This window comes from Jeongeupia sp. USM3 (genome assembly GCF_001808185.1).
Lineage (GTDB): Bacteria > Pseudomonadota > Gammaproteobacteria > Burkholderiales > Chitinibacteraceae > Jeongeupia.
The window spans coordinates 1,159,716-1,179,883 of the sequence record NZ_CP017668.1 but is presented as its reverse complement, the minus strand read 5'-3'; the positions used below and the strand labels follow the sequence as shown (position 1 = coordinate 1,179,883).

Below are 20,168 nucleotides of genomic sequence, written 5' to 3'. Positions count from 1 at the left end.
GCTGATGACGCTGGGCGAGGATGCGGCGGTCGAGGTGTTCAAGTACCTCGGCCCCAAGGAGGTGCAGCGCCTCGGCTTCGCGATGGCCAATATGGAGAACGTCCAGCGCGAGGAGGTCAATGTCGCGCTCGAGGACTTTGTTGCCGCGACCGAGAGCCGTGCCAATCTGGGCGCCGCCGACGAATACATCCGCTCGGTACTGACCAAGGCGCTCGGCTCGGACAAGGCGGCGAACCTGCTCGACCGCATCCTGCAGGGCAACGACAACAACGGCATCGAGTCGCTCAAGTGGATGGATTCGGCCGCGGTGGCCGAGCTGATCCGCAACGAGCATCCGCAGATCATCGCGACGATTCTCGTCCACCTTGAGCCTGACCAGTCGTCCGAAGTCCTCGGCCATTTCGTCGAGCGCGTCCGCAACGACGTGCTGCTGCGGATCGCCACGCTCGAGGGCGTGCAGCCGGCGGCGCTGCGCGAGCTCAACGACGTGCTGACGCAGCTCCTGTCGGGCTCGGACAAGATCAAGAAGAGTGCGATGGGCGGCGTGCACATGGCCGCCGAGATCCTCAACTTCATGGGGGGCGTGATCGAAGCGTCGGCGATCTCGAGTATCCGCGACTACGATCCGGAGCTGGCGCAGAAGATCCAGGACAAGATGTTCACCTTCGACAATCTGCTCGACATCGACGACCGCGGCATCCAGATGCTGTTGCGCGAAATCCAGTCCGATTCGCTGATCGTCGCGCTCAAGGGCACGAGTCAGGCGCTCAAGGACAAGGTGTTCAAGAACATGTCGCAGCGTGCGGCCGAAATGCTCAAGGACGACCTCGAGGCCAAGGGGCCGGTCAAGCTGTCCGAGGTCGAGGCCGAGCAGAAGGAAATCCTCAAGATCGTTCGCCGCCTGGCCGACGAGGGGCAGATCGTGCTCTCCGGCAAGGGCGACGAAGGGCTGGTCGAGTAAGCGATGGCCGGGCCGCATCGGCGCGTGATTCCGCGCGAGGAACTGACCGCCTGGGAGCGCTGGGAGCTTGGTGGCATCGACGAGGAGCGCCGTGCCCGCCAGCCGGCGCCGGTCGCCGCGCCGCAGCTCGAGACGCCGCAGCCACCGGCCGAGCCCGAGCCTGTGGTCACGCCGGTGGCCGAAGTGGTCGTCGATACCCTGCCGCTGGCCGAGGTCAGCCTGCCGACGGCCGAAGAGATCGAAGCGATTGAACAGCAGGCGATGCGCGAAGGCTTCGACGCCGGGCTCGAAGCCGGCCGGCTGGCCGCCGAGGACGAGGTGAACCGGCTCAAGGCATTGCTGCGGACGCTGGACAATATCAGCGCCGGCGCCGAGCAGGCTCTGGCCGAGTCGACGCTCGATCTGGCGCTGGTGCTGGCGCGCGAACTGGTCCGGCGCGAAGTCGCGGCCGATCGAACCGTGCTGCTGCCGGCGATCGTCGAGGCTTTGTCGGGCATTCCGTCGCCGGGCGGGGCGTCGCGGCTGTTTCTGCATCAGGACGATCTGAACGCGCTCGAGCCCATGCTGGCGATCGAGTTGTCGGGCGAGTCGTGGCGGCTGCTTGCCGATCCGCGGCTGAGTCCGGGCGATGCGCGTATCGAAACCGCGTCGACCCAGATCGATCTGGCTTTGCCGGCGCGCTGGCACACGATCCTGCGGGTACTGAACCGGGCGGATCGCGACGAGCTCGGCTGGGCCGCGCACGAGGCCACGGACGGTGAGTGAACGGCTGCAGCTCTGCCGCCGCTATCTTGCCGACTGTGGCGATGCGGTGCGCTGGGTCCGGCCATGGAAGCCGCGCGGCAAGCTGGTCAGGGTGTCCGGGCTGGTACTCGAGGTCGCGGGGCTGAAACTGCCGCTCGGTGCATCGTGCGAAGTGATGACGCCGGGCGGACACCCGGTCGAGGCCGTCGTCGTCGGCTTCAACGACGACCGGCTGTTCCTGATGCCGATCAGCGAGGTCTATGGCGTCGAGCCAGGGGCCGAGGTCGTGCCGCACGAAGACATCGCGGCGTGGATCCCCGAATACGGCAACCCCAAGCCGCCGGCAAGACGGCTCGAGGACCACGGCCGCCAGGTGCCGGTCGGCTGGGGACTGCTCGGGCGCATCCTCGACGGGCTCGGCCGGCCGCTCGACGGTCGTGGCAAGCTGCAGGTCGACGCATATGCGCCGCTGTTCGCGCGCGCCTACAACCCGATGGACCGCGAGCCGGTGCGCGAGGTGATGGACGTCGGCGTCCGCGCAATCAACGCGATGCTGACCGTCGGCCGCGGCCAGCGGCTCGGCCTGTTTGCCGGCTCCGGCGTCGGCAAGTCGGTGCTGCTCGGGATGATGGCGCGGTTCACCAAGGCCGACGTCGTCGTCGTCGGGCTGATCGGCGAGCGCGGTCGCGAGGTCAAGGACTTCATCGAGAACATCCTCGGTGACGAAGGGCTGGCGCGTTCGGTCGTCGTCGCCGCGCCGGCCGACACGCCGCCGCTGCTGCGGCTTTACGGTGCAGCCTATGCGACCAGCGTCGCCGAGTATTTCCGCAACCAGGGCAAGCACGTACTGCTGATCATGGATTCGCTGACGCGCTATGCGATGGCGCAGCGCGAGATCGCGCTGGCGGTCGGCGAGCCGCCGGCGACCAAAGGCTATCCGCCGTCGGTATTCGCGCGGCTGCCGCAACTGGTCGAGCGCGCCGGCAACGGCCGCGACGGCGGCGGCTCGATCACCGCGTTCTACACGGTCCTCTCCGAGGGCGACGACCAGCAGGACCCGATTGCCGACAATGCCCGGGCGATCCTCGACGGCCACTTCGTGCTCAGCCGGCAACTGGCCGAAGCCGGCCATTACCCGGCGATCGACATCGAGGCGTCGATCTCGCGGGTGATGCACGATATCGTCGCGCCCGAGGAGTTCGAACTCGTGCGGCGCTTCAAGTACCTGTATTCGCGCTACCAGCGTTCGCGCGACCTGATCAGCGTCGGTGCCTATGTGCCGGGGTCGGATACGCTGCTCGACGAAGCGATCCGCCGCCACCCGGCTTTCGAGGGCTTCCTGCAGCAGCGCATTCACGAGCAGGAAAGCTACGAGGGCGCGCGGGCCAGACTCGCGGCCCTGTTCGCGTGAGCTAGCCCATGGCCAAGTTCCGCTTCGAATTCCTGCTCGAAATGGCGCAAGAGGCGCGGGAACGCGCGGTGGCGGCGATGAGCGAGGCGCAGGCGGCCGAGCAGGGCGCGCGCGACCGGCTGGCGCAGATCCGGCACTATGCCGATGAATACCGGCAGCGGCTGACCCGGAGCGCGCAGGCCGGCATCACCGTCGTGCAGTTCCGCGATTACCAGCTGTTCCTCGGCAAGCTTGATGATGCGACCAAGCAACAGGCCGCCGAAGTCGCCCGCCTCGCCGGCGAGACCGAAGCGGCGCTGGCGCGCTTTGCCGAGTGCGAGAAAAAGCTCAAGGCCTACGAGGCGCTGAAGACCCGCCATGCCAGCCAGCAGAGCAAGCTCGAACTCGCGCGCGAGCAGAAGCTGCTCGACGAGTTCAACAGCCGGCGGCGCTAGTTGTGAAGGTTCAATAGGTTGTTTCGGGTGTTCACCCGGAGAAGTTCTGCGAGACTGGAAATCGCCAAACCCCCAGTCACAGAACAAGACACCGGATGAACACACATAAGAATGCCCGACTGACGTATCTGCGTCGCCTGGAAATGGTTCAGGACATCACCGAGCATGGTTTGTCGACCGCGGCGGCGGCGGCACGCCATGGCGTAAGCGCGGTCACCACCCGCAAGTGGCTGGGCCGCTATCTGGTCGGCGGCGCGGCTGCCTTGCTCGACAAATCCTCGCGTCCCGAGCGCTCGCCACGTGCCATTGCGCCCAGCGTTGCCCTGACGATCATCGAATTGCGTCGCAAGCTGTTCCTGCAGGCTCGCATCGCAAGCTATATCGGCGTGTCCAAAGCAACCGTCAGTCGCGTGCTGCGACACGCAGGGCTATCGCGGTTAAGCGACCTGCAGCCCGCAGAGCCTGTGCAGCGCTACGAGCGCGAAACGCCCGGCGAACTGCTGCACGTCGACATCAAGAAGCTCGCCCGCTTCGAGCAGGTCGGCCATCGCATCACCGGCGATCGTCGCCAGAACAGCCGAAACAGCGGCTGGGAATATCTGTTCGTGGCGATCGACGACCATAGTCGCATCGCCTTCACCCGACTCTACCCCGACGAGCGCCGCGCCAGCGCCATCGACTTCCTGCGTGCGGCCAACGACTACTTCAAAACGCTGGGCGTACCGCTCCAGCGCCTGATCACCGATAACGGGCCCGCCTTCCGCTCCCATGACTTCGGCCGCGTTTGCGTTGAACTGGGCATTAAGCAGAGGTTCACCCGCGCCTACCGACCGCAAACCAACGGCAAGGCCGAGCGCTTCATCCAGTCCGCGCTGCGCGAATGGGCCTACGGCCAAACCTATCAACACTCGGATGAGCGCGGCGCAGTCCTGAGGTATTGGAATCATTATTACAACTGGCACCGTCCGCATCACGGCATCGGCTGCCACGTGCCCATGTCCCGTCTCTCAGCAACGAAAAACAACGTCTTGACTCTTCACAGCTAGTCCGGACAGCGTCTAACCGTTGGCGCGGATACTGTAGACGTTCGACGACAGCTGCAGCGTCGCATCGAACGACACCGGCGGACGATGCGGGTGGACCTTGAGGATCGCGTCGACGCGGAAGCGCAGCGCGCGTTCGAGCTCGCGCGGCGTTTCCAGCGAGATCCTCACCCGGCTCAGCCGCGGTTCGTGCCGTTCGATCGCCTTGCGGATCCGTTCGCGCAAAAATTCGCGGTCTTCAGGGTCGAGCAGGCTGATGCCGGACAGGTCCGGAATGCCGAAACCGATCATCGACTCGGCAGCGAGCGGATGGGCGTCGAACAGCTCGCTGAAGTCCATCGTCCGGGTGTTGAGCAGGGCCTCCATGTCGCGCGCCAGCGCGCGCTTGAAGTCGGGCAGATCGAACGACAGCCAGCCGCCGCCGCGCGTCTGCTCCGGCTCGTCGTCGAGCAGCCGGTCCAGCACCGAAGGCTGGACCGATGTCGTCATCCGCGCGCTCATCCGCCAAGCAGCGGGTTGAGCTGCTGGCCGAGCAGCACGCGGTAGGCGACGAAGATCGCGACCGCGACGACGGCCAGCACACCGAAGTAGAGCCACAGCGGCAGTTCGTGCCGCACGAAGGCCTGGAAGCGCTGCGGCAGCTTCCAGTTCGGTGCCAGGTCGGCCTTGCCGCCACGGACCTGCTGGATTTCCTGGCCGAGCCGGTGGGCGAGGTAGCCGAGCTTCTCGCCGCCTTCGAGCAGGTACTTGCCCTGGAAGCCGAGCAGCAGGCAGATCTGGAAGACTTCGAGCGCCTCGATGTGCTTGGCCGGATCGAGTCGCAGCATTTCGAGCCGGTCGAAAAAGCCCTCGCCGGCAAGGTGCTCGCCGAACAGGCGCAGCTGCAGCGGCATCCGCTCCCACTCCTCGCGCAGCGGGAAGTCCGACGACAGGATGATCTCGTCCATCAGCGCGCAGAACGCGTACTTGGACTGATCGATCGCGTCGCCGGGCTTGCCGAACTGGCGGGCGTGCCGGTCGAACTGGGCGAGGAAGTGGTCGACGCGGCGGTTGAATTCGGCCGCGCTGTTCGGTGCGTTGCCGTCGCGCAGCAGGAAAAGCAGGTAGGTACCGTCTTCGAGCATGTCGCGCAGCGCGGGTGCGCTCGGCTGCTCGACGCTGAGCGGGTGGGCAATGTCGGTGGGGGCGTTCATACCGGATCCTTGGGGTGGAAGTTCAGCGGAAAACGGCAATCAGCTCGAGCCGGAGCTCGGCCAGGGTCTGCGGCACGTAGATGCAGACCGAGCGCGATTGCAGCATGCGCTGGAAGATGTCGCCGCGCGGTTCGAGCGCGAAATAATGGTTGCCGACGCGGACCGGGATCGCCGACGGCGTCTGGCCGACGTGGGCGAGGCTGACGCCGCGCAGTGCCGAGTTGAGGATCTTCTCGACGTCGTCCGGTGCGCCGACCTTGAACTTGAACGGCACGGACTCGATCACCTGCGCCGCGGGCAGATCGCTCTGCACCGACAGGTAGTAGTCGACGTTGTCGATCAGGCGGTCGCTCTCGAGCCGGCCGATATGGAAAGACGGCTTGGGCTGGGTCAGCGGGATCACGGCGTAACGCGCCGAGATCACTGTTTCGAGCAGTTCGCGGATCTGCGTATCGAGCACCGGCAGCGTCTCGGACAGCGCGTCGTGCCGGTACGGCGGCAGGTCGCCGAGCGAGTAGGTGGTCGAGAACGTCTGCAGCTCGCCGCAGAACTCGGCCAGCGCCAGATACAGCTCTTCCGGATGCAGCGGCTCGCATCGGGCCAGGTGGTTCAGGCGGGCGAAGTTGCGGTTGACGGTGTGCAGCAGCCAGAACGACGCAATGTCGGTCGTCCCATACTCCATGACGTTCTTCGCCCGTTCGCGGTGTGCGCCGGCCAGCGCCTGGCTCTTCACGACGAGGATGTCGAGCAGGCGGCGCAGGATGCGCGCGACCGGCGCCGAGGCGCCGACGGTCACCAGCGGCGGCAGGTAGTCGTCGATGCGCTGCCACTGGCCGGTGGCATTCTTGGCGAGCCGGGCGATCGGAATCGAATCGAAGCCGTCGCGGTTTTCCTCGTCGACCATCAGCCTGACGTCGAGTTCGAGCGTACTCAGATCGGCTTCGAGCGCCTGCGTGTACAGGTCGGCGACCGCATAGGGCTGGCTGCGAAAGCGGGCGGGGCGGTTCAGCGTCTGGGATTCGGCCGCGGTATTGCCGCCGTACGGTGTCAGGTGTGCCAGGCAGGCGTACAGCGTCGTCTCGACGCCGAGTTGCGGGATCTCGGCCAGGTCGCGCGAGCGCGGCAACGGTTCGTGCAGCGGCGCGTTGAACGCCGTGCCGTCGCGGAACAGCAGCGACAGTGCATCGACCCGGACCTGTCCGGTGCGCAAGGCCGCTTCGTCGAGATCCAGCGCCTGCAGGCCCCATGCATGGCGGCGGTGACTGTGGACGGCCTGCGTCAGCAAGTTGGCCTGGTGCAGCGCCTGCTGCTGGAAATGCTGCGGGCGAAGGAACATGCCTTCGCCCCAGAGGATGCGTTTTGCGTTCAGCATGATGGGCGGCTACGCCGTCTCCTTTTTGCAAATCTGGGCGGGACGTTCATCGGCGACCGGTGGTTTTTCCCGGTAAGCCGCAGTCAGGTTTGGCCGTCGCCGGGACACCGGGCAGCGCGATCGGTTTCGGTGTCTGCACCTGCAGGTAGCAGTCCTGGACCTTGAAGGCCAGCCCGTCGCTGCGCACGTCGCCGGCGTCGACCAGCGCACGCCAATAGTGGGGCTCCGGCTTACGGAAGTAGCCGACGATGCCGACAAAGCGCGTTTCCGGCTTGATCTGGTCCTTGATCGTTTGTTTGCTGCCGGGGAGCAGAACCAGTTCGCTTCTGGATATCAATTCATTTCCAAAAAGTTCCGTGTCAGGTTTTCCGCTCGCCGCAGCATCGTAAGTCAGCTTGTTGAATTCGCCGGCGTCCTTGAGCTGATAGACCCGGACCACGACGGACAACGGCTTGCCGCTTGTATCTCGGTTGATGACCGGCGTGGCTTCTCCCTGGATTGCGTAGTCCTTCGGCCCCGAAGCGCAGGCGGTGAGGGCGACGACAGCCAGAACGCTCATCAGATGGCGAACGGGCTTTTTTCTTACAAAAAAGCTGGATTTCATATTCATGCTCGTTCAGACGGCTTTGATGTTGCGGGAAAATTATTATACATTCCCATCGAAATTTTTAACGAGTTGGAAAGATTGGTGTTTGTGTTTTTCCATTTCAGCTTATTAATGACATTCAGAAAACTCTTATATAACCGTTCATTACCTGACGGATGGCGGCGATGACCGAGCCATTGCTGCTGCTTGGCATATTGCTGTTGCTGCTGGCCGGGCTGGCCTGGGTCGGTTGGCGCTTCTTTTACGGCAGCGCCGTGCCGCCCGCGGCCGAGATGCCGGCCCCGGTGCGGGCCGCAGTACCCGTGCCGCCTGCGGCCATTGCCCAGGCCGCGGGTGGCGCGGCGTCACCGGCTTCCCGCTGGCGTGGCGGGTGGCCGTTGCTGGCCTCGGTACTTCTCGTCGCACTGGTCGTGCTGCTGACGCTGCGCCTGAGCGGTCGGCACGTGCTCGGCGATTTCGGCCAGCAGCAATACGCGCTGCAGCACAACATCCAGCTCGCCTTGAGCGAGGAAAAGCTCGTGCCGCCGCCGCCGTTGCCGCCGTCACTGTTCGTCAACAGCGAGCGGCCGTCGCTGGCGGGCGCCAACCGTGACTGGAGCCAGCTCGATCCGGCTTTCGTCCAGCGTGTGCTGGCGCTGATGGCACGGATGGAGGCGCGCGGTTATCCGCTGGCCCTGCTCGAGGGTTACCGCAGCCCCGAGCGCCAGGATGCACTGGCCGGGCAGGAGAACCTGGTGACCAAAGCCAGGGGCGGGCAGAGCAAACACCAGTACGGCATGGCCGTCGATCTGGCGCCGATGCGCGGCGGCAAGATCGTGATTTCCGAGCGCGACCCATGGGCGATGCAGGCATATACCGCGCTCGGCGAAGAGGCCGAAGCCGCACAACTGACCTGGGGCGGACGCTGGAGCTTCAAGGACTACGGCCATATCGAAGTCCCCGGTTCGATCGCATCGCTGACCCGCGCCAAGCGCTGAACTTCCGAATTGAAAGCCAAGAGGTTGTAGAACAATGAAACGCTGGATGAAAAACGCCAAGGTCGCATCGGCCGTCGGCTTTCTGATCCTGATCGCGCTGATCTGGTTCATCGGGCCGTTTTTCGGCCTGACGTCAGCCGAGACGCGCTTCGGCTGGATCTTTGCAGTGATGCTGCTGTGGGTGCTGACGCTGCTGATCGGCCAGATGGTGGCCAATCGTGCCGGCGGGCTCATCGAGAAGATGCTCCAGCGCCAGGCCGATGACGCGGTGATGGGCGCCAGCGCCGACAAGCGCGCCGAGGTCAACCTGCTGCGCCAGCGCATGCTCGGCGCGATCGACACGCTGAAGAGCTCGCGCATCGGCAAGGCGCGCGGCAACGCGGCGCTGTACGAGCTGCCTTGGTACATGATCATCGGCCACCCTGCCGCCGGCAAGAGTACGGCGATCCTGCAGTCGGGCCTGACCTTTCCGTTCAGCGACAAGGCCGGCATCCAGGGCGTCGGCGGGACGCGCAACTGCGACTGGTTCTTCGCGACCGAGGGCGTGCTGCTCGATACCGCCGGCCGCTATGCGACGCAGAGCGAGGATCGTGCCGAATGGCTCGAGTTTCTCAAACTCTTGAAGAAGCATCGGAGCAAGGCGCCGGTCAACGGCATCCTGGTCGCGATCAGCCTGCCTGAGCTGGCGCAGCACAAGTCCGAGGGCTTCGCGATCTACGCGCGGCAGATCCGCGAGCGGATCCACGAGATCGAGGACGTGTTCGGCCTGCAGGTGCCGATCTACCTGGTCTTCACCAAGGTCGACCTGCTGGGCGGCTTCGGCGCGTTCTTCGAGGATGCCGGCGAGGACGAGCGCAACCGGGTCTGGGGGGCGACGCTGACCCATGACCAGGGCGCCGGCTTCAACATCGGCCACGTCGTCGGCCAGCAGTTCGAATTGCTGTATCGCGGCCTGTCGCAGCTGGGGGACGAGAAGCTGCTGCAGCACCGCGGCCCGAACGCCAAGCCGGCGTATTTCGCCTTCCCGGTCGAGTTCCATGCGCTGAAGGAGTCGGTCTGCCGCTTCGTGACGCTGCTGCACGAGGACGACCCGTACCACGCCAAGCCGCTGCTGCGCGGCTTCTATTTCTCCAGTGCGCTGCAGGAAGGCGTACCGCGCATCGCTGCGGCCGCGCGTGTCGCGGGCCAGTTCGATCTGTCGCAGCCGGGCTTCGAGACGCGGCAGTCGCCGGCGTCGTACAGCTACTTCCTGCGCGACCTGTTCCGCGATGTCGTGTTTCCGGACCAGCACCTGATCACCCGGCAGACCCGGCCGAGCGGCAGCCGCTGGCGGCTGGCCGGCCTCGTCGCCGGCCTGTCGGTGCTGGCAGTGATCGCTGGCGGCCTGACATGGTCGTACATCGGCAACCAGAAGCTGATCACCGCCGCGATCGACGAACGCGCGCAGGCCGCCAGGCTGAGCGCGACCGGCCAGGTCTACGACCGGCTCAAGGCGCTCGACCTGCTGCAAAAGCGGATCGAAACGCTGCAGCGTTACCGTCTCGAAGGCCACCCGTGGCAGATCGGCATGGGGCTGTACCGCGGCGCCGAAATCGAGACGGCGCTGCGCAGCGACTACTTCGACGGCGTGCGCAAGCTGATGCTGGCGCCGGTCAAGGCCAATCTTGAAACGGCGCTGGTCAATCTGAAGGTTGCCGCGCCGGCACCGGAAGCGCCGAAACCGGTCGAGGCGGCGCCGAAGCCCGAACCCGCGGCCAAGCCCGAGCCGGCGCCGCGCGCACCGGTCAAGAAGCCGGTGATCAGGAAGCCGGGCCTGCCGGTGATCAATCTGGGCATGGCAACACCGCTGCAGCGCGCGACCGCGGCTTCGGCCGTCGCCGCCGCGCCGCAGGGCGAGGTCAAGCTCGAGCAGGGTTACAACGCGCTCAAGACCTATCTGATGCTGCACGACAAGAACCGGATGGACGAGGCGCACCTGTCCGACCAGCTGCCGCGCTACTGGCGGCCGTGGCTCGAGCAGCAGCGCAGCAACCGTGCGCTCGAGGAAATCAACCCGCTGGCCGAACGCATCGTCGCTTTCTACGTGTCGCAGATCAAGGCGCCCGACCTGCCGACCATCGACAACAATGCGGCAACCGTCCAGAACTCGCGCGAGATCCTGCGCAGCTCGCTGCGCCGGCTGTCGGCGAAAGAACGCGTCTACAACGAGCTCAAGGCGCGCGGTAACACCCGCTTCCAGCCGCTGACCGTCGGCCGCATCCTCGGCGGCAAGGATGGCGACGTCATTGCCGGCAGCCACATGGTGCCGGGGGCGTTTACCCGCGAGGCGTGGGACAAGTACATGCGCGAGGCGATCGCCGAGGCGAGCCGCGGCGAGATCAAGAGCGACGACTGGGTGCTGGCGGCGTCGCTGCAGGACAACCTCGGTCAGGACGGCGACATCGAGAAGAACCGCACCGAGCTCGAGGCGCTGTACCGCGCCGACTATGCGCGCGAGTGGAAGAAGTTCCTCCAGGGCGTGGCCGTCAGCGAGTTTGCCGACGTCAACCAGGCCGCAGCCGGGATCACCCGCCTGGCCGATCCGCAGACGTCGCCGATCAAGCTGATCATCGTCCGTGCGGCGTTCGAGACTGCGTGGGACAACCCGTCCGAGCTGAGCAACAAGCTCGAGAATGCCAAGCAGTCGGTGCTGGAAAAAACGACGTCGCTGATCAGCGGCAGCGGCCAGCCCAAGGCGGCCCAGCCGGGGCAGAAGGGCGAGGTCGGCGGCCAGTTCGTCGCGGTGGCGCGGCTGAACGAAGGCTCGCCGGCGCCGATCAATGCCTACCTCGAGCAGCTCGGCAAGCTCAAGGGCAAGCTGGTTCAGATCGCCGGCAACGACGACCAGGGCGGCAGCGCGCGGCAACTGGTGCAGGCAACGCTGAACGGCAGCGGTTCCGAGCTGGCCGACACGCTGCAGTACGTCGACAACACCATGCTCGGCAGCGCCGACGCCGAAACGCGCGACGTGGTCCGGCCGCTGCTGGTGCGCCCGCTGATCCAGACCTATGCGGTGCTGCTGCCGCCGGTCGAACGCGACCTGAACCAGGCGTGGGACAAGGAGGTGTACGCGCAGTGGAAGACGCTGTCGTCGAAGTACCCGTTCACCGACAGCCAGACCGAAGCGCCGCTCGGCGACATCGCCAAGTTCGTCAAGCCGAACGACGGCACGCTCGACAAGTTCGTCGACAAGTACCTGAACGGCCTGGTGCTGAAGAAGGGCGATGCGCTGGTGCCGCGGACCTGGGCCAACCTGGGGATCCGCTTCCAGCCGGCCTTCCTGTCCGGTGCCAGCCGCCTCGGTGACGCCGGTGCGACGCTGACGCAGGACGGTTCGGACGCCAAGTTCGAGCTGCAGCCGGTGCCGACGCCGGGGCTGTCGGAGATCGTCATCGAGATCGACGGCCAGACCCTGCGCTACCGCAACGGCCCGCAGCCGTGGCAGAGCTTCAACTGGCCGAACCCGGGGGCCGGGCAGGGCGCACGCATCCAGGTCGTCGCGTTCAACGGCGCCAGCGCGGTCGTCGCCAACCAGCAGGGCCGGATGGGCTGGACCAAGCTCCTGAGCCAGGCGCAGGTCGAGCGCGCCGACAGCAACAGCGGCACGCTGAGCTGGAGCATCCGCAAGGGCGCCGCCGGCGACGCCGATACCGTTCGCGTCAACTACCGGATGGTCAGCGGTCCGAACCCGCTGCAGCTCTCCAGCCTGCGCAAGCTCAGCCTGCCGGAACGGATTACCCAGTAAGGACAACGATGGCCATCACGTTTATGCGCAACCCGGTGGTTGCGCCGCAGTACGCAATTTTCGGCAAGCTGCCCAGCCGCGCCGATTTCGTCCGGGTCAATGCCTCGCATCCGGTGGCGATCGAGTTCGATCAGCAACTGGCGGCGAGCCTGACCTGGGCCAGCGCGAACCCCGACTGGCAGGACCGCTACATGGCGGCCGAGGCCAGCGAGTTCTTCTATGTTTCGGCGGATCGCCGCTCGGTGTTCTTCGGCGTGCTGCAGCCGAGCCGCGACGGGGCCGGGCGCTGTTACCCGCTGGTCGCCGGCGCGATCGTGCCCTTCGATCAGGGGGCGCAGAACCTCTCCTTGCTGGTGCTCGCCAACGAGCTGTTCTTTGCCGGCCTGCGCGACCAGCTCGCCAATGCCGTCGACAACTCGGTCGAGATGCTCGCGTGCAAGCAGTTCCTCGAAGCCCAGCTCGCCCTGAACAGCCGCGCCGGCGCCGACATCGATCTGGCCGGCCAGGTGCTCGAGCGCCATCTGCGGCAGACGCCGGCCAGCGTGCTCGACGCTCGCTTGCAGGCAAGCGGCGGCGCATCGCTCGAAGCCACGCTGCTGGCTTTCGCGTTTCACGGTGACTTCGTCCGCCGCTACGACGGCAGCGCGCCGCGCCAGGCGATCCTGCTGCCGCTGCCGGACGGCCCGGGCGAGGAGACGCTGGGGCTGGCGACCTGGCTGGCGCTGTACCAGGCCGCGACCGGCGGGCACGCGGGGCTCGATCCGCACTACCTGACGGTGACCCAGCAGGGCCGCCGCTATCTGGCGATCTCGCCGTCGCGCTTCACCGACAAGTCGCTGGCGCTGCTCTGGGGGCTGCCGCCGGCGCCGATGACGGTGCTCGATGCCGCCGAGAGCGAGGCGCCGTGGGCCAGGCATCAGGCCTATGCCGAGGCGGCCTACATCGTCGGCCGTCAACTGGCCGATCCGGCGCTCAAGCTTGACGCATTGCGTGACATTGTTTTGAAACTTACTTGTAAATTTTAGTTTTGTTATGTTTGAATTAATTTTTTGCAAATTCAACCGGGGTTGGTGAGGAAAATGGGAAAGGAAAGTACACAGAAGAAGCTGTCGCGTGTTCGCCCGCCGCGGGTGCAGATCACTTACGACGTCGAAGTCGGCGATGCAATCGAAACCAAGGAGCTGCCGTTCGTGCTCGGCGTGCTCGGCGACTACTCGGGCCAGAGCAAGGAGCCGCTGCCCAAGCTCAAGGAGCGCAAGTTCGTCCAGATCGACCGCGACAACTTCGACGACGTGCTCAAGGGCATGGCGCCGCGCCTTGCGTACCGTGTCGACAACAAGCTCGCCGACGACGGCAGCCAGCTCGGTGTCGAGCTCAACTTCAACGAACTCGCCGACTTCGAACCGCAGAAGGTCGTCGAGCAGGTCGAGCCGCTGGCCAAGCTGCTCGAGGCCCGCAAGCGCCTGGCAGACCTGAAGAACAAGCTCGTCAGCAACGACAAGCTCGAAGCGCTGCTCGACGACATCGTCCGCGATACCGACAAGCTGCGCGAGATCAGCCAGAGCCGCCCGCAAGACCCGAACGCCTGAGCCCGGAGCCATCAGCATGCAAACTGAACTGCAATCCCAGGGCGGCGCGGCCGTCGCCGAAGCGTCGAGCCTGCTCGACACCATCATCGACCAGAGCCGGGTCGCGACCAATGAACACGAGAAGGGTTACACGCGCGATTTGATCGGCGAACTCGTCGAACAGGTGCTCGCCGGTACCGTGACCCTGTCGAAGGATCTGGCCGCGAGCATCGACGCACGCATCGCCGAAATCGACGGCGTGCTGTCCGAACAGCTGAACGAGATCATGCACCACGAGAGCTTCCAGAAGCTCGAAGCATCGTGGCGCGGCCTGAAGTACCTGATTGCCGAATCCGAAACCAGCACCCAGCTCAAGATCAAGGTGCTGAACGTGTCAAAGAAGGACCTGGTCAAGGACTTCAAGGCTTCGCCGGAGTTCGACCAGAGTGCGCTGTTCAAGAAGATCTACGAAGAGGAGTACGGCACCTTCGGCGGTGCGCCGTACGCCGGCCTGGTCGGTGACTACGAGTTCGGCCGCCATCCGGAAGATTTCTACCTGCTCGACGAGCTGTCGCACGTTGCCGCCTCGGCGCATGCGCCGCTGATCACCGCCGCAAACCCGGGGCTGTTCGGCCTGGAAACCTTCGCCGACATCGGCAAGCCGCGCGATCTGGCCAAGATCTTCGATACGGTCGAATACGCCAAGTGGAAATCGTTCCGTGAGTCGGAAGACTCGCGTTACGTCGGCATGGTGCTGCCGCATGTGCTCGGCCGCATGCCTTATGGCCGTGACACCGTGCCGGTCGAGGACTTCGATTTCGAAGAGAACGTCGACGGCACCGACCACAGCAAGTACCTGTGGACCAACGCGGTCTACAGCTACGCCGCCCGGCTGACCGATGCCTTCGCGCAGTTCGGCTGGCTGGCCGCGATCCGCGGTGTCGAAGGCGGTGGTCTGGTCGAAGGCCTGCCGGCGCATACCTTCAATACCGACGACGGCGAAGTGGCGCTGAAGTGCCCGACCGAAGTCGCGATCACCGACCGGACCGAGAAGGTGCTGTCCGACCTCGGCTTCATTTCGCTGGTCCACTGCAAGAACACCGACTACGCGGCGTTCTTCAGCGGCCAGTCGGTGCAGAAGGCCAAGACCTACAACACCGATTCGGCCAACGCCAACGCGCGGCTGTCGACGCAGCTGCCGTACATCTTCGCCGTGTCGCGGATCGCGCACTACATGAAGTCGATCATGCGCGACAAGATCGGCAGTTTTGCTTCGCGGCAGAACGTGCAGGACTTCCTCAATACCTGGCTGGCGCAGTACGTGCTGCTCGACGATTCGGCTTCGCAGGAAGCCAAGTCGAAGTATCCGTTGCGCGAAGCCCGCGTGGATGTGGTCGAGGTGCCGGGCAAGCCGGGCGTGTATCGCGCCGCCGCTTTCCTGCGCCCGCACTTCCAGCTCGACGAACTCACGATCTCGCTCCGTCTCGTTGCCGAACTGCCCAAAGCAGCGCGCTGAGCGGATTGCCGAGTACTTCACCTCTATCTACCAGGAGAGTTATTAAATGGCATTCGACGCCTTTCTGAAAATCGACGGCATCCCCGGCGAGAGCACCGACGACAAGCACAAGGACTGGATCGAGATCCAGTCGTTCGCCCACAAGATCGAGCAGCCGGCGCAAGCCACCGCCAGCTCGGCCGGCGGTGCGACCGCAGAGCGCGTCAACCACGGCGTGTACGAGATCGAGCACTTCCTCGACAAGGCCAGCCCGAAGATCTACGAAGCGTGCTGCACCGGCAAGCACATCAAGGAAGTGACCATCGAGCTGTGCCGTGCCGGCGGCGACAAGGTCAAGTACATGGAAGTCAAGCTCGAGCAGGTGCTGATCTCCAAGGTCGAGCCGACCGGTTCGGCCAACGACAACGGCTTCCCGCAGGAAAAGGTCAGCTTCAGCTACGGCAAGATCAAGTGGACCTACACCCAGCAGAAGCGTGAAGACGGCTCGGGCGGCGGCAACGTCAGTGCCGGCTGGGATCTGACCGCGAACAAGACGATCGCCTAAGCGGCATCGCAAGGCCCGCCGCAATGGCGGGCCGTTTTCTCTTTTTGTTTTCTGGAGGTTTTATGTCTCGCCTGGCTGTACTGATCGCCGCCATCCTGTTGTCCGCCTGCACGCAAAATCCGCCGGCCAAAGAAGCCGCCGGTGCGTGGGGCAAATCGGCTGCGAACTCGGCGGCGAACAGCGCCACCGACGCGGCCAAGAACAAGGCCGTTGCGACGGCCAAGGATGCCGCGACCAATGTCGCAGATCCTTCGCTGCTGACCTTCTCGACCCAGAGCGTCAAGCTCGACGATCAGGCGCAAGCGCAAGTCAAACTGCTGCTGGCCCAGGCGGCGACGGCCAAGAGCATCACGATTACCGGCTATTGCAACCGCAAGGAAATCGGCAATGCCAAGGCCGCGGCGCTGGCGCGTGCCAACAACACCAAGAAGGAACTGGTGACCCTCGGTGTATCGGCCAAGAAGATCAAGGTGAAGTATGTGACCGACGAGCCGCGTCACGCCGCCAAGATCGACTTCCCGGCATAACGGCATGCTCGACCAACTGCTCGCCGCCTTCGCCTCGGCGTTCTCGCAAGAACGGCGTCTGCTGACGCTGCAGCTCGGCGAAGGGCGCGCGCAGTTGCTGCCGCAAACGGCGATCGGCGACGAAGCTGTTTCGCGCTGTTTCCGCTACGGTGTGACCTGCCTGTCGCCCGATACCGGGATCGAACTCAAGACCCTGCTCGGCCAACCGGCGAGGCTGGGGCTGCTGGATGCGGATGGCGGCGAGGTGGTGCGTTGTGGCATGGTTACGGCCGCCGAGTCGCTCGGTTCCGACGGCGGCTTCGCCCGCTACCAGCTGACGATCGAACCGCCGCTGGCGTTGCTGCGGCACCGTCGCACCAGCCGGGTCTTCCAGGACCTCAGCGTGCCGGACATCGTCAAGATGATCGTCGCCGAACATCAGGCGAACAACCCGGTGTTCGCCCGTGGCCAGCGCCTCGAATCGGCGCTGTCGCAGGCCTATCCGTCACGTTCGTATTGCCTGCAGTACCGCGAGTCCGACCTCGACTTCATCCAGCGGCTGCTGGCCGAGGAGGGCATCGCCTACCGCTTTGCCCACCAGGACGGTGACGAGCCGCAGAGCGTGTTCACGCTGTTCGACGATGCCTATGCGCTGCCTCAGCTGGCGCAGGCCCGGGTCCGCTTCCACCGCGCCGACGCGACCGAGGCAGACGACACGATTACCGGCTGGAGCAGCAATCGCCGGCTCGGCCCCGCTCAGGCCAGCCTCGCCAGCTTCGACTACAAGCCGACCCGGACTGGCGAGGTGGCGGGTTCGAGTGGTGTAGACCAAGGCACCGGTAAATCGGCTGAAGTCAGTCTCGAAGACTACGACCCGCAAACCCTCTACTACGCCAGCGACAGCGAAGACTTGGGCCGCTACGCCCAGTTGCGTCAGCAAGTGCACGACCTGAACAAGAAGGGCTTCAGTGGCGAAGCCACGGTACGCAGCCTGGAGCCCGGTCAGTGGTTCACGCTGCTTGACCACCCGGCGCACGATTTCGACGCACCGGAAGACCGCGAATTTACCGTCACCGGTTTGCGCTTCACCGCCAACAACAACTTGCCGGACGAGCTGACCCGGCTGTTGCCGTCGCTGCAAAGCCCAAAGCGATCCGGCTGCACCGAACCTGCACCGTTTGACGTACAGTTCGACGCCCAGCGCCGCGGCATCCCGCTGACGCCGGACTATGCACCGCACAGCAAACCGACCAGCCGCGGCGTGCAGACCGCGACGGTGGTCGGCCCGGTGCAAGGCGCTTCCGCCGATTCAAGCCAAACCGAGGTCCACACCGACGAACTCGGCCGCATCAAGGTGCAGTTCCACTGGCAACGGACGCAGGAACACCCCGAGTACGGCGCCAGCCTCGACGACAAGTCCTCCTGCTGGCTGCGCGTCGCCATGCCCTCGGCCGGTGCTGGCTGGGGTCACCAGTTCATTCCCCGGGTCGGTCAGGAAGTACTGGTCGACTTCCTCGAAGGCGACATCGACCGGCCGCTGGTCACCGGCGTCGTCTACAACGGCAGCCACCCGGTGCCGGCGTTCAGCGGTGCCGGCTCACTCCCGGCCAACAAGACCCTCTCCGGCATCAAGACCAAGGAACACGGCGGCGGTCAGTACGGCGAACTGCTGTTCGACGACACCCAGGGCGAAGTCCGCACCAAGCTATCGAGCGAACACGGCAAGACCCAGCTCAACCAGGGCTTTTTGATCCACCCCAGAAGCGACGGCAAGGGCACGCCGCGCGGCGAAGGCTTCGAACTCCGGACCGACCGGCACGGCGCGATCCGCGCTGGCCAAGGCCTGCTGATCACTTCTGAGGCCGCCAACGGCGCCGGCGGCAACCAGCTCGACCGGTCACAAGCCCAATCGCAGCTCGACGCCGCGTTCGAGCTCGCCAGCAGCCTCGGCGACGTCGCCACCCACCAGCTTGCCGACACCGTCGAAACCGGCCCCGAAACCATCAAGGACAACGCCAAGGCCGCCAAGACCCAGCAGGGTCACCTGCACCACCTGAAGGAAGCGCTGAAGAGCTGGGCCAATGGCACGAACACGTCAAAAGACGGCAAGGGCGACCAACCGGGCCAACAGCCGCTGATCGTCGTTAGCGCCCCGGCCGGCCTCGCCCAGACCACCCCGCAAAGCCAGGCCATCGCCGCCGGCAGCAACCTCGACCTGATCGCCCAGCGCGACACCCAGCAGACTTCAGGAAGACGCTGGCTGCACAACGTCGGCGAACACATCAGCCTGTTCGTTGCCGGGATGAAGGACCAGATCGCGCTGAAACTGATCGCGGCCAAGGGCAAAGTGCAGGTGCAGGCGCAGAGCGACAGTATTGATATTAACGCAGCCAAGGATATTCAGCAGACGGCCAACCAGAACGTCAACTGGAACGCCAAGCAGGAAATTCTGCTGACCTCGGGTGGTGCCTATATCCGGATCAAGGGCGGCAACATCGAAATCCATGCGCCGGGCAAGATCGATGTCAAAGGCGCCAGTCATAGCTTGGAGGGGCCAGCCAGCATGAATCCACCTTTGCCACAATTTCCCAACTCAGTGTGTAAAACCTGCATGCAGAATGCCTTCAACGAAGGCAATCCTTTGGTGAGCGGTTAAATGATGAAAGCAAGTCTGCTCAGTTCATCCGTAACTCCGGAGTCTTGGGTTGCCGCGCTGTGGCAGCACGCGGTCGCTCTAGACTTGGCGCATGTGCATATCGTACTTGATCAGGCTGGCTTGGATTCAAGCTGGAAAAAGGGGCTGCAAGCAGATGTGCTGATGGGGGAGTTACTGGCCGACACGCAGCATGCAGAAGCGGCATCAGAAGGCGCCGTACTATTCCGGATTCCGGTGATATCCAATGGGCCATCTCCTGCATTGGTCCGATTGTTCGAACGGGTTCATCAGCAATCACGGTTGCTGGTGTTGATGTCGGATTGGCATTTTACCCAGCTGCTTGAGTATTTGAAATTTCATTCTCAGGTGCAATGGGAAGGCGGAAAAAAGCAGGGTGTGCTGCGATTTTGTAATCCATGGCTTTTTCCGGTTGTGTCTACCGTGCTGACCCCGAAGCAACAGGCTGTTCTGCATTCTGCTGCATATGAATGGCACTGGATCGATCGTGACGGAGACTCCATGATGCTGGCGTCGGCGCATGCACCAATTCCAGAGTCCATCGCTGATGGGCCAATTTCGTTGGATCAGGAACAAATCGATATGCTGTCTGCCTGGCACCAAGCCGAGCTCTGGCGACAATCGGATCTGATTGTTCCCGGTGATTGCGGGGTGACGACTCAAGAAGAACTAATGCGTAAGCTAGTGAATGCACAAATCGAGGCGGACAAAATGGAAATGTGGTCACAGGCGCCAAGGCTGGTTTTCTTGCGTCAGCAAGTGGGCCTGCATTGAAATCTGCGCGGTGGCATTGCTGCTGTTTTCAGTGAATAGGTGATGCTGTATCGGTAGAGT

The 20,168-nt window shown here is 64.6% G+C and carries 18 protein-coding genes; 14 read left to right on the top strand and 4 right to left on the bottom strand.

Annotated features, from left to right (window positions below):
• The first annotated feature begins 4 nt into the window (after positions 1-4).
• From fliG to BJP62_RS05400, 5 genes are all read left to right on the top strand, one after another.
• On the top strand, positions 5-961 hold the full coding sequence (gene fliG, locus BJP62_RS05420; RefSeq protein ID WP_374749750.1) for a flagellar motor switch protein FliG: 957 nt from the start codon (positions 5-7) through the stop codon (positions 959-961).
• Between the two features lie 3 nt (positions 962-964).
• The gene (locus tag BJP62_RS05415; protein WP_070527509.1) at positions 965-1,726 is read left to right on the top strand and encodes a FliH/SctL family protein; all 762 of its coding nucleotides are present in this window, start codon (positions 965-967) and stop codon (positions 1,724-1,726) included.
• The gene (gene fliI / locus BJP62_RS05410) at positions 1,719-3,116 is read left to right on the top strand and encodes a flagellar protein export ATPase FliI (RefSeq protein WP_070527507.1); all 1,398 of its coding nucleotides are present in this window, start codon (positions 1,719-1,721) and stop codon (positions 3,114-3,116) included. The genes BJP62_RS05415 and fliI overlap by 8 nt, the downstream gene beginning before the upstream one ends.
• Positions 3,117-3,124: 8 nt before the next feature.
• Positions 3,125-3,550 (top strand): flagellar export protein FliJ, encoded by a 426-nt coding sequence (fliJ, locus tag BJP62_RS05405; protein ID WP_070527505.1) that lies wholly within the window; start codon positions 3,125-3,127, stop codon positions 3,548-3,550.
• Between the two features lie 95 nt (positions 3,551-3,645).
• On the top strand, positions 3,646-4,596 hold the full coding sequence (locus BJP62_RS05400; RefSeq protein WP_070525350.1) for an IS481 family transposase: 951 nt from the start codon (positions 3,646-3,648) through the stop codon (positions 4,594-4,596).
• A gap of 12 nt (positions 4,597-4,608) precedes the next feature.
• On the opposite strand, the gene tssE is transcribed toward BJP62_RS05400, so the two are convergent.
• From tssE to tssJ, 4 genes are read right to left on the bottom strand one after another with little or no spacing between them, the layout of a single operon-like run.
• Positions 4,609-5,082: a type VI secretion system baseplate subunit TssE gene (gene tssE / locus BJP62_RS05395; RefSeq protein WP_236943670.1), complete on the bottom strand. Its 474-nt coding sequence runs from the start codon at positions 5,080-5,082 to the stop codon at positions 4,609-4,611.
• An 8-nt stretch (positions 5,083-5,090) separates the two neighbouring features.
• On the bottom strand, positions 5,091-5,786 hold the full coding sequence (icmH, locus tag BJP62_RS05390) for a type IVB secretion system protein IcmH/DotU (protein ID WP_070527500.1): 696 nt from the start codon (positions 5,784-5,786) through the stop codon (positions 5,091-5,093).
• 22 nt (positions 5,787-5,808) lie between these two features.
• Entirely contained in the window at positions 5,809-7,158 is a 1,350-nt protein-coding gene (gene tssK, locus BJP62_RS05385) for a type VI secretion system baseplate subunit TssK (protein ID WP_070527497.1), read from the bottom strand.
• A gap of 46 nt (positions 7,159-7,204) precedes the next feature.
• Positions 7,205-7,768 (bottom strand): type VI secretion system lipoprotein TssJ, encoded by a 564-nt coding sequence (gene tssJ / locus BJP62_RS05380; RefSeq protein WP_070527494.1) that lies wholly within the window; start codon positions 7,766-7,768, stop codon positions 7,205-7,207.
• Positions 7,769-7,929: 161 nt separating this feature from the next.
• Between tssJ and BJP62_RS05375 the strand changes: the two genes are divergently transcribed.
• From BJP62_RS05375 to BJP62_RS05335, 9 genes are read left to right on the top strand one after another with little or no spacing between them, the layout of a single operon-like run.
• The gene (locus BJP62_RS05375; RefSeq protein ID WP_236943669.1) at positions 7,930-8,742 is read left to right on the top strand and encodes a M15 family metallopeptidase; all 813 of its coding nucleotides are present in this window, start codon (positions 7,930-7,932) and stop codon (positions 8,740-8,742) included.
• A 34-nt stretch (positions 8,743-8,776) separates the two neighbouring features.
• On the top strand, positions 8,777-12,526 hold the full coding sequence (tssM, locus tag BJP62_RS05370) for a type VI secretion system membrane subunit TssM (RefSeq protein ID WP_070527493.1): 3,750 nt from the start codon (positions 8,777-8,779) through the stop codon (positions 12,524-12,526).
• An 8-nt stretch (positions 12,527-12,534) separates the two neighbouring features.
• Positions 12,535-13,551 carry a type VI secretion system-associated protein TagF gene (gene tagF / locus BJP62_RS05365; protein WP_070527490.1) on the top strand — a complete coding sequence of 339 codons (1,017 nt, stop codon included), beginning with the start codon at positions 12,535-12,537 and terminating at the stop codon, positions 13,549-13,551.
• Positions 13,552-13,605: 54 nt separating this feature from the next.
• On the top strand, positions 13,606-14,115 hold the full coding sequence (gene tssB / locus BJP62_RS05360; RefSeq protein ID WP_070527487.1) for a type VI secretion system contractile sheath small subunit: 510 nt from the start codon (positions 13,606-13,608) through the stop codon (positions 14,113-14,115).
• 16 nt (positions 14,116-14,131) lie between these two features.
• The gene (gene tssC / locus BJP62_RS05355) at positions 14,132-15,610 is read left to right on the top strand and encodes a type VI secretion system contractile sheath large subunit (RefSeq protein ID WP_070527484.1); all 1,479 of its coding nucleotides are present in this window, start codon (positions 14,132-14,134) and stop codon (positions 15,608-15,610) included.
• Positions 15,611-15,656: 46 nt separating this feature from the next.
• Positions 15,657-16,154, top strand: a complete 498-nt coding sequence (locus tag BJP62_RS05350) for a type VI secretion system tube protein Hcp (RefSeq protein WP_070527481.1) — start codon at positions 15,657-15,659, stop codon at positions 16,152-16,154.
• 23 nt (positions 16,155-16,177) lie between these two features.
• Entirely contained in the window at positions 16,178-16,681 is a 504-nt protein-coding gene (locus BJP62_RS05345) for an OmpA family protein (RefSeq protein ID WP_083300722.1), read from the top strand.
• Positions 16,682-16,685: 4 nt separating this feature from the next.
• Positions 16,686-19,316: a type VI secretion system Vgr family protein gene (locus BJP62_RS05340; protein WP_070527475.1), complete on the top strand. Its 2,631-nt coding sequence runs from the start codon at positions 16,686-16,688 to the stop codon at positions 19,314-19,316.
• Positions 19,317-20,108, top strand: a complete 792-nt coding sequence (locus tag BJP62_RS05335) for a DUF4123 domain-containing protein (RefSeq protein ID WP_070527471.1) — start codon at positions 19,317-19,319, stop codon at positions 20,106-20,108. It abuts the gene before it with no gap.
• Positions 20,109-20,168 lie beyond the last annotated feature (60 nt).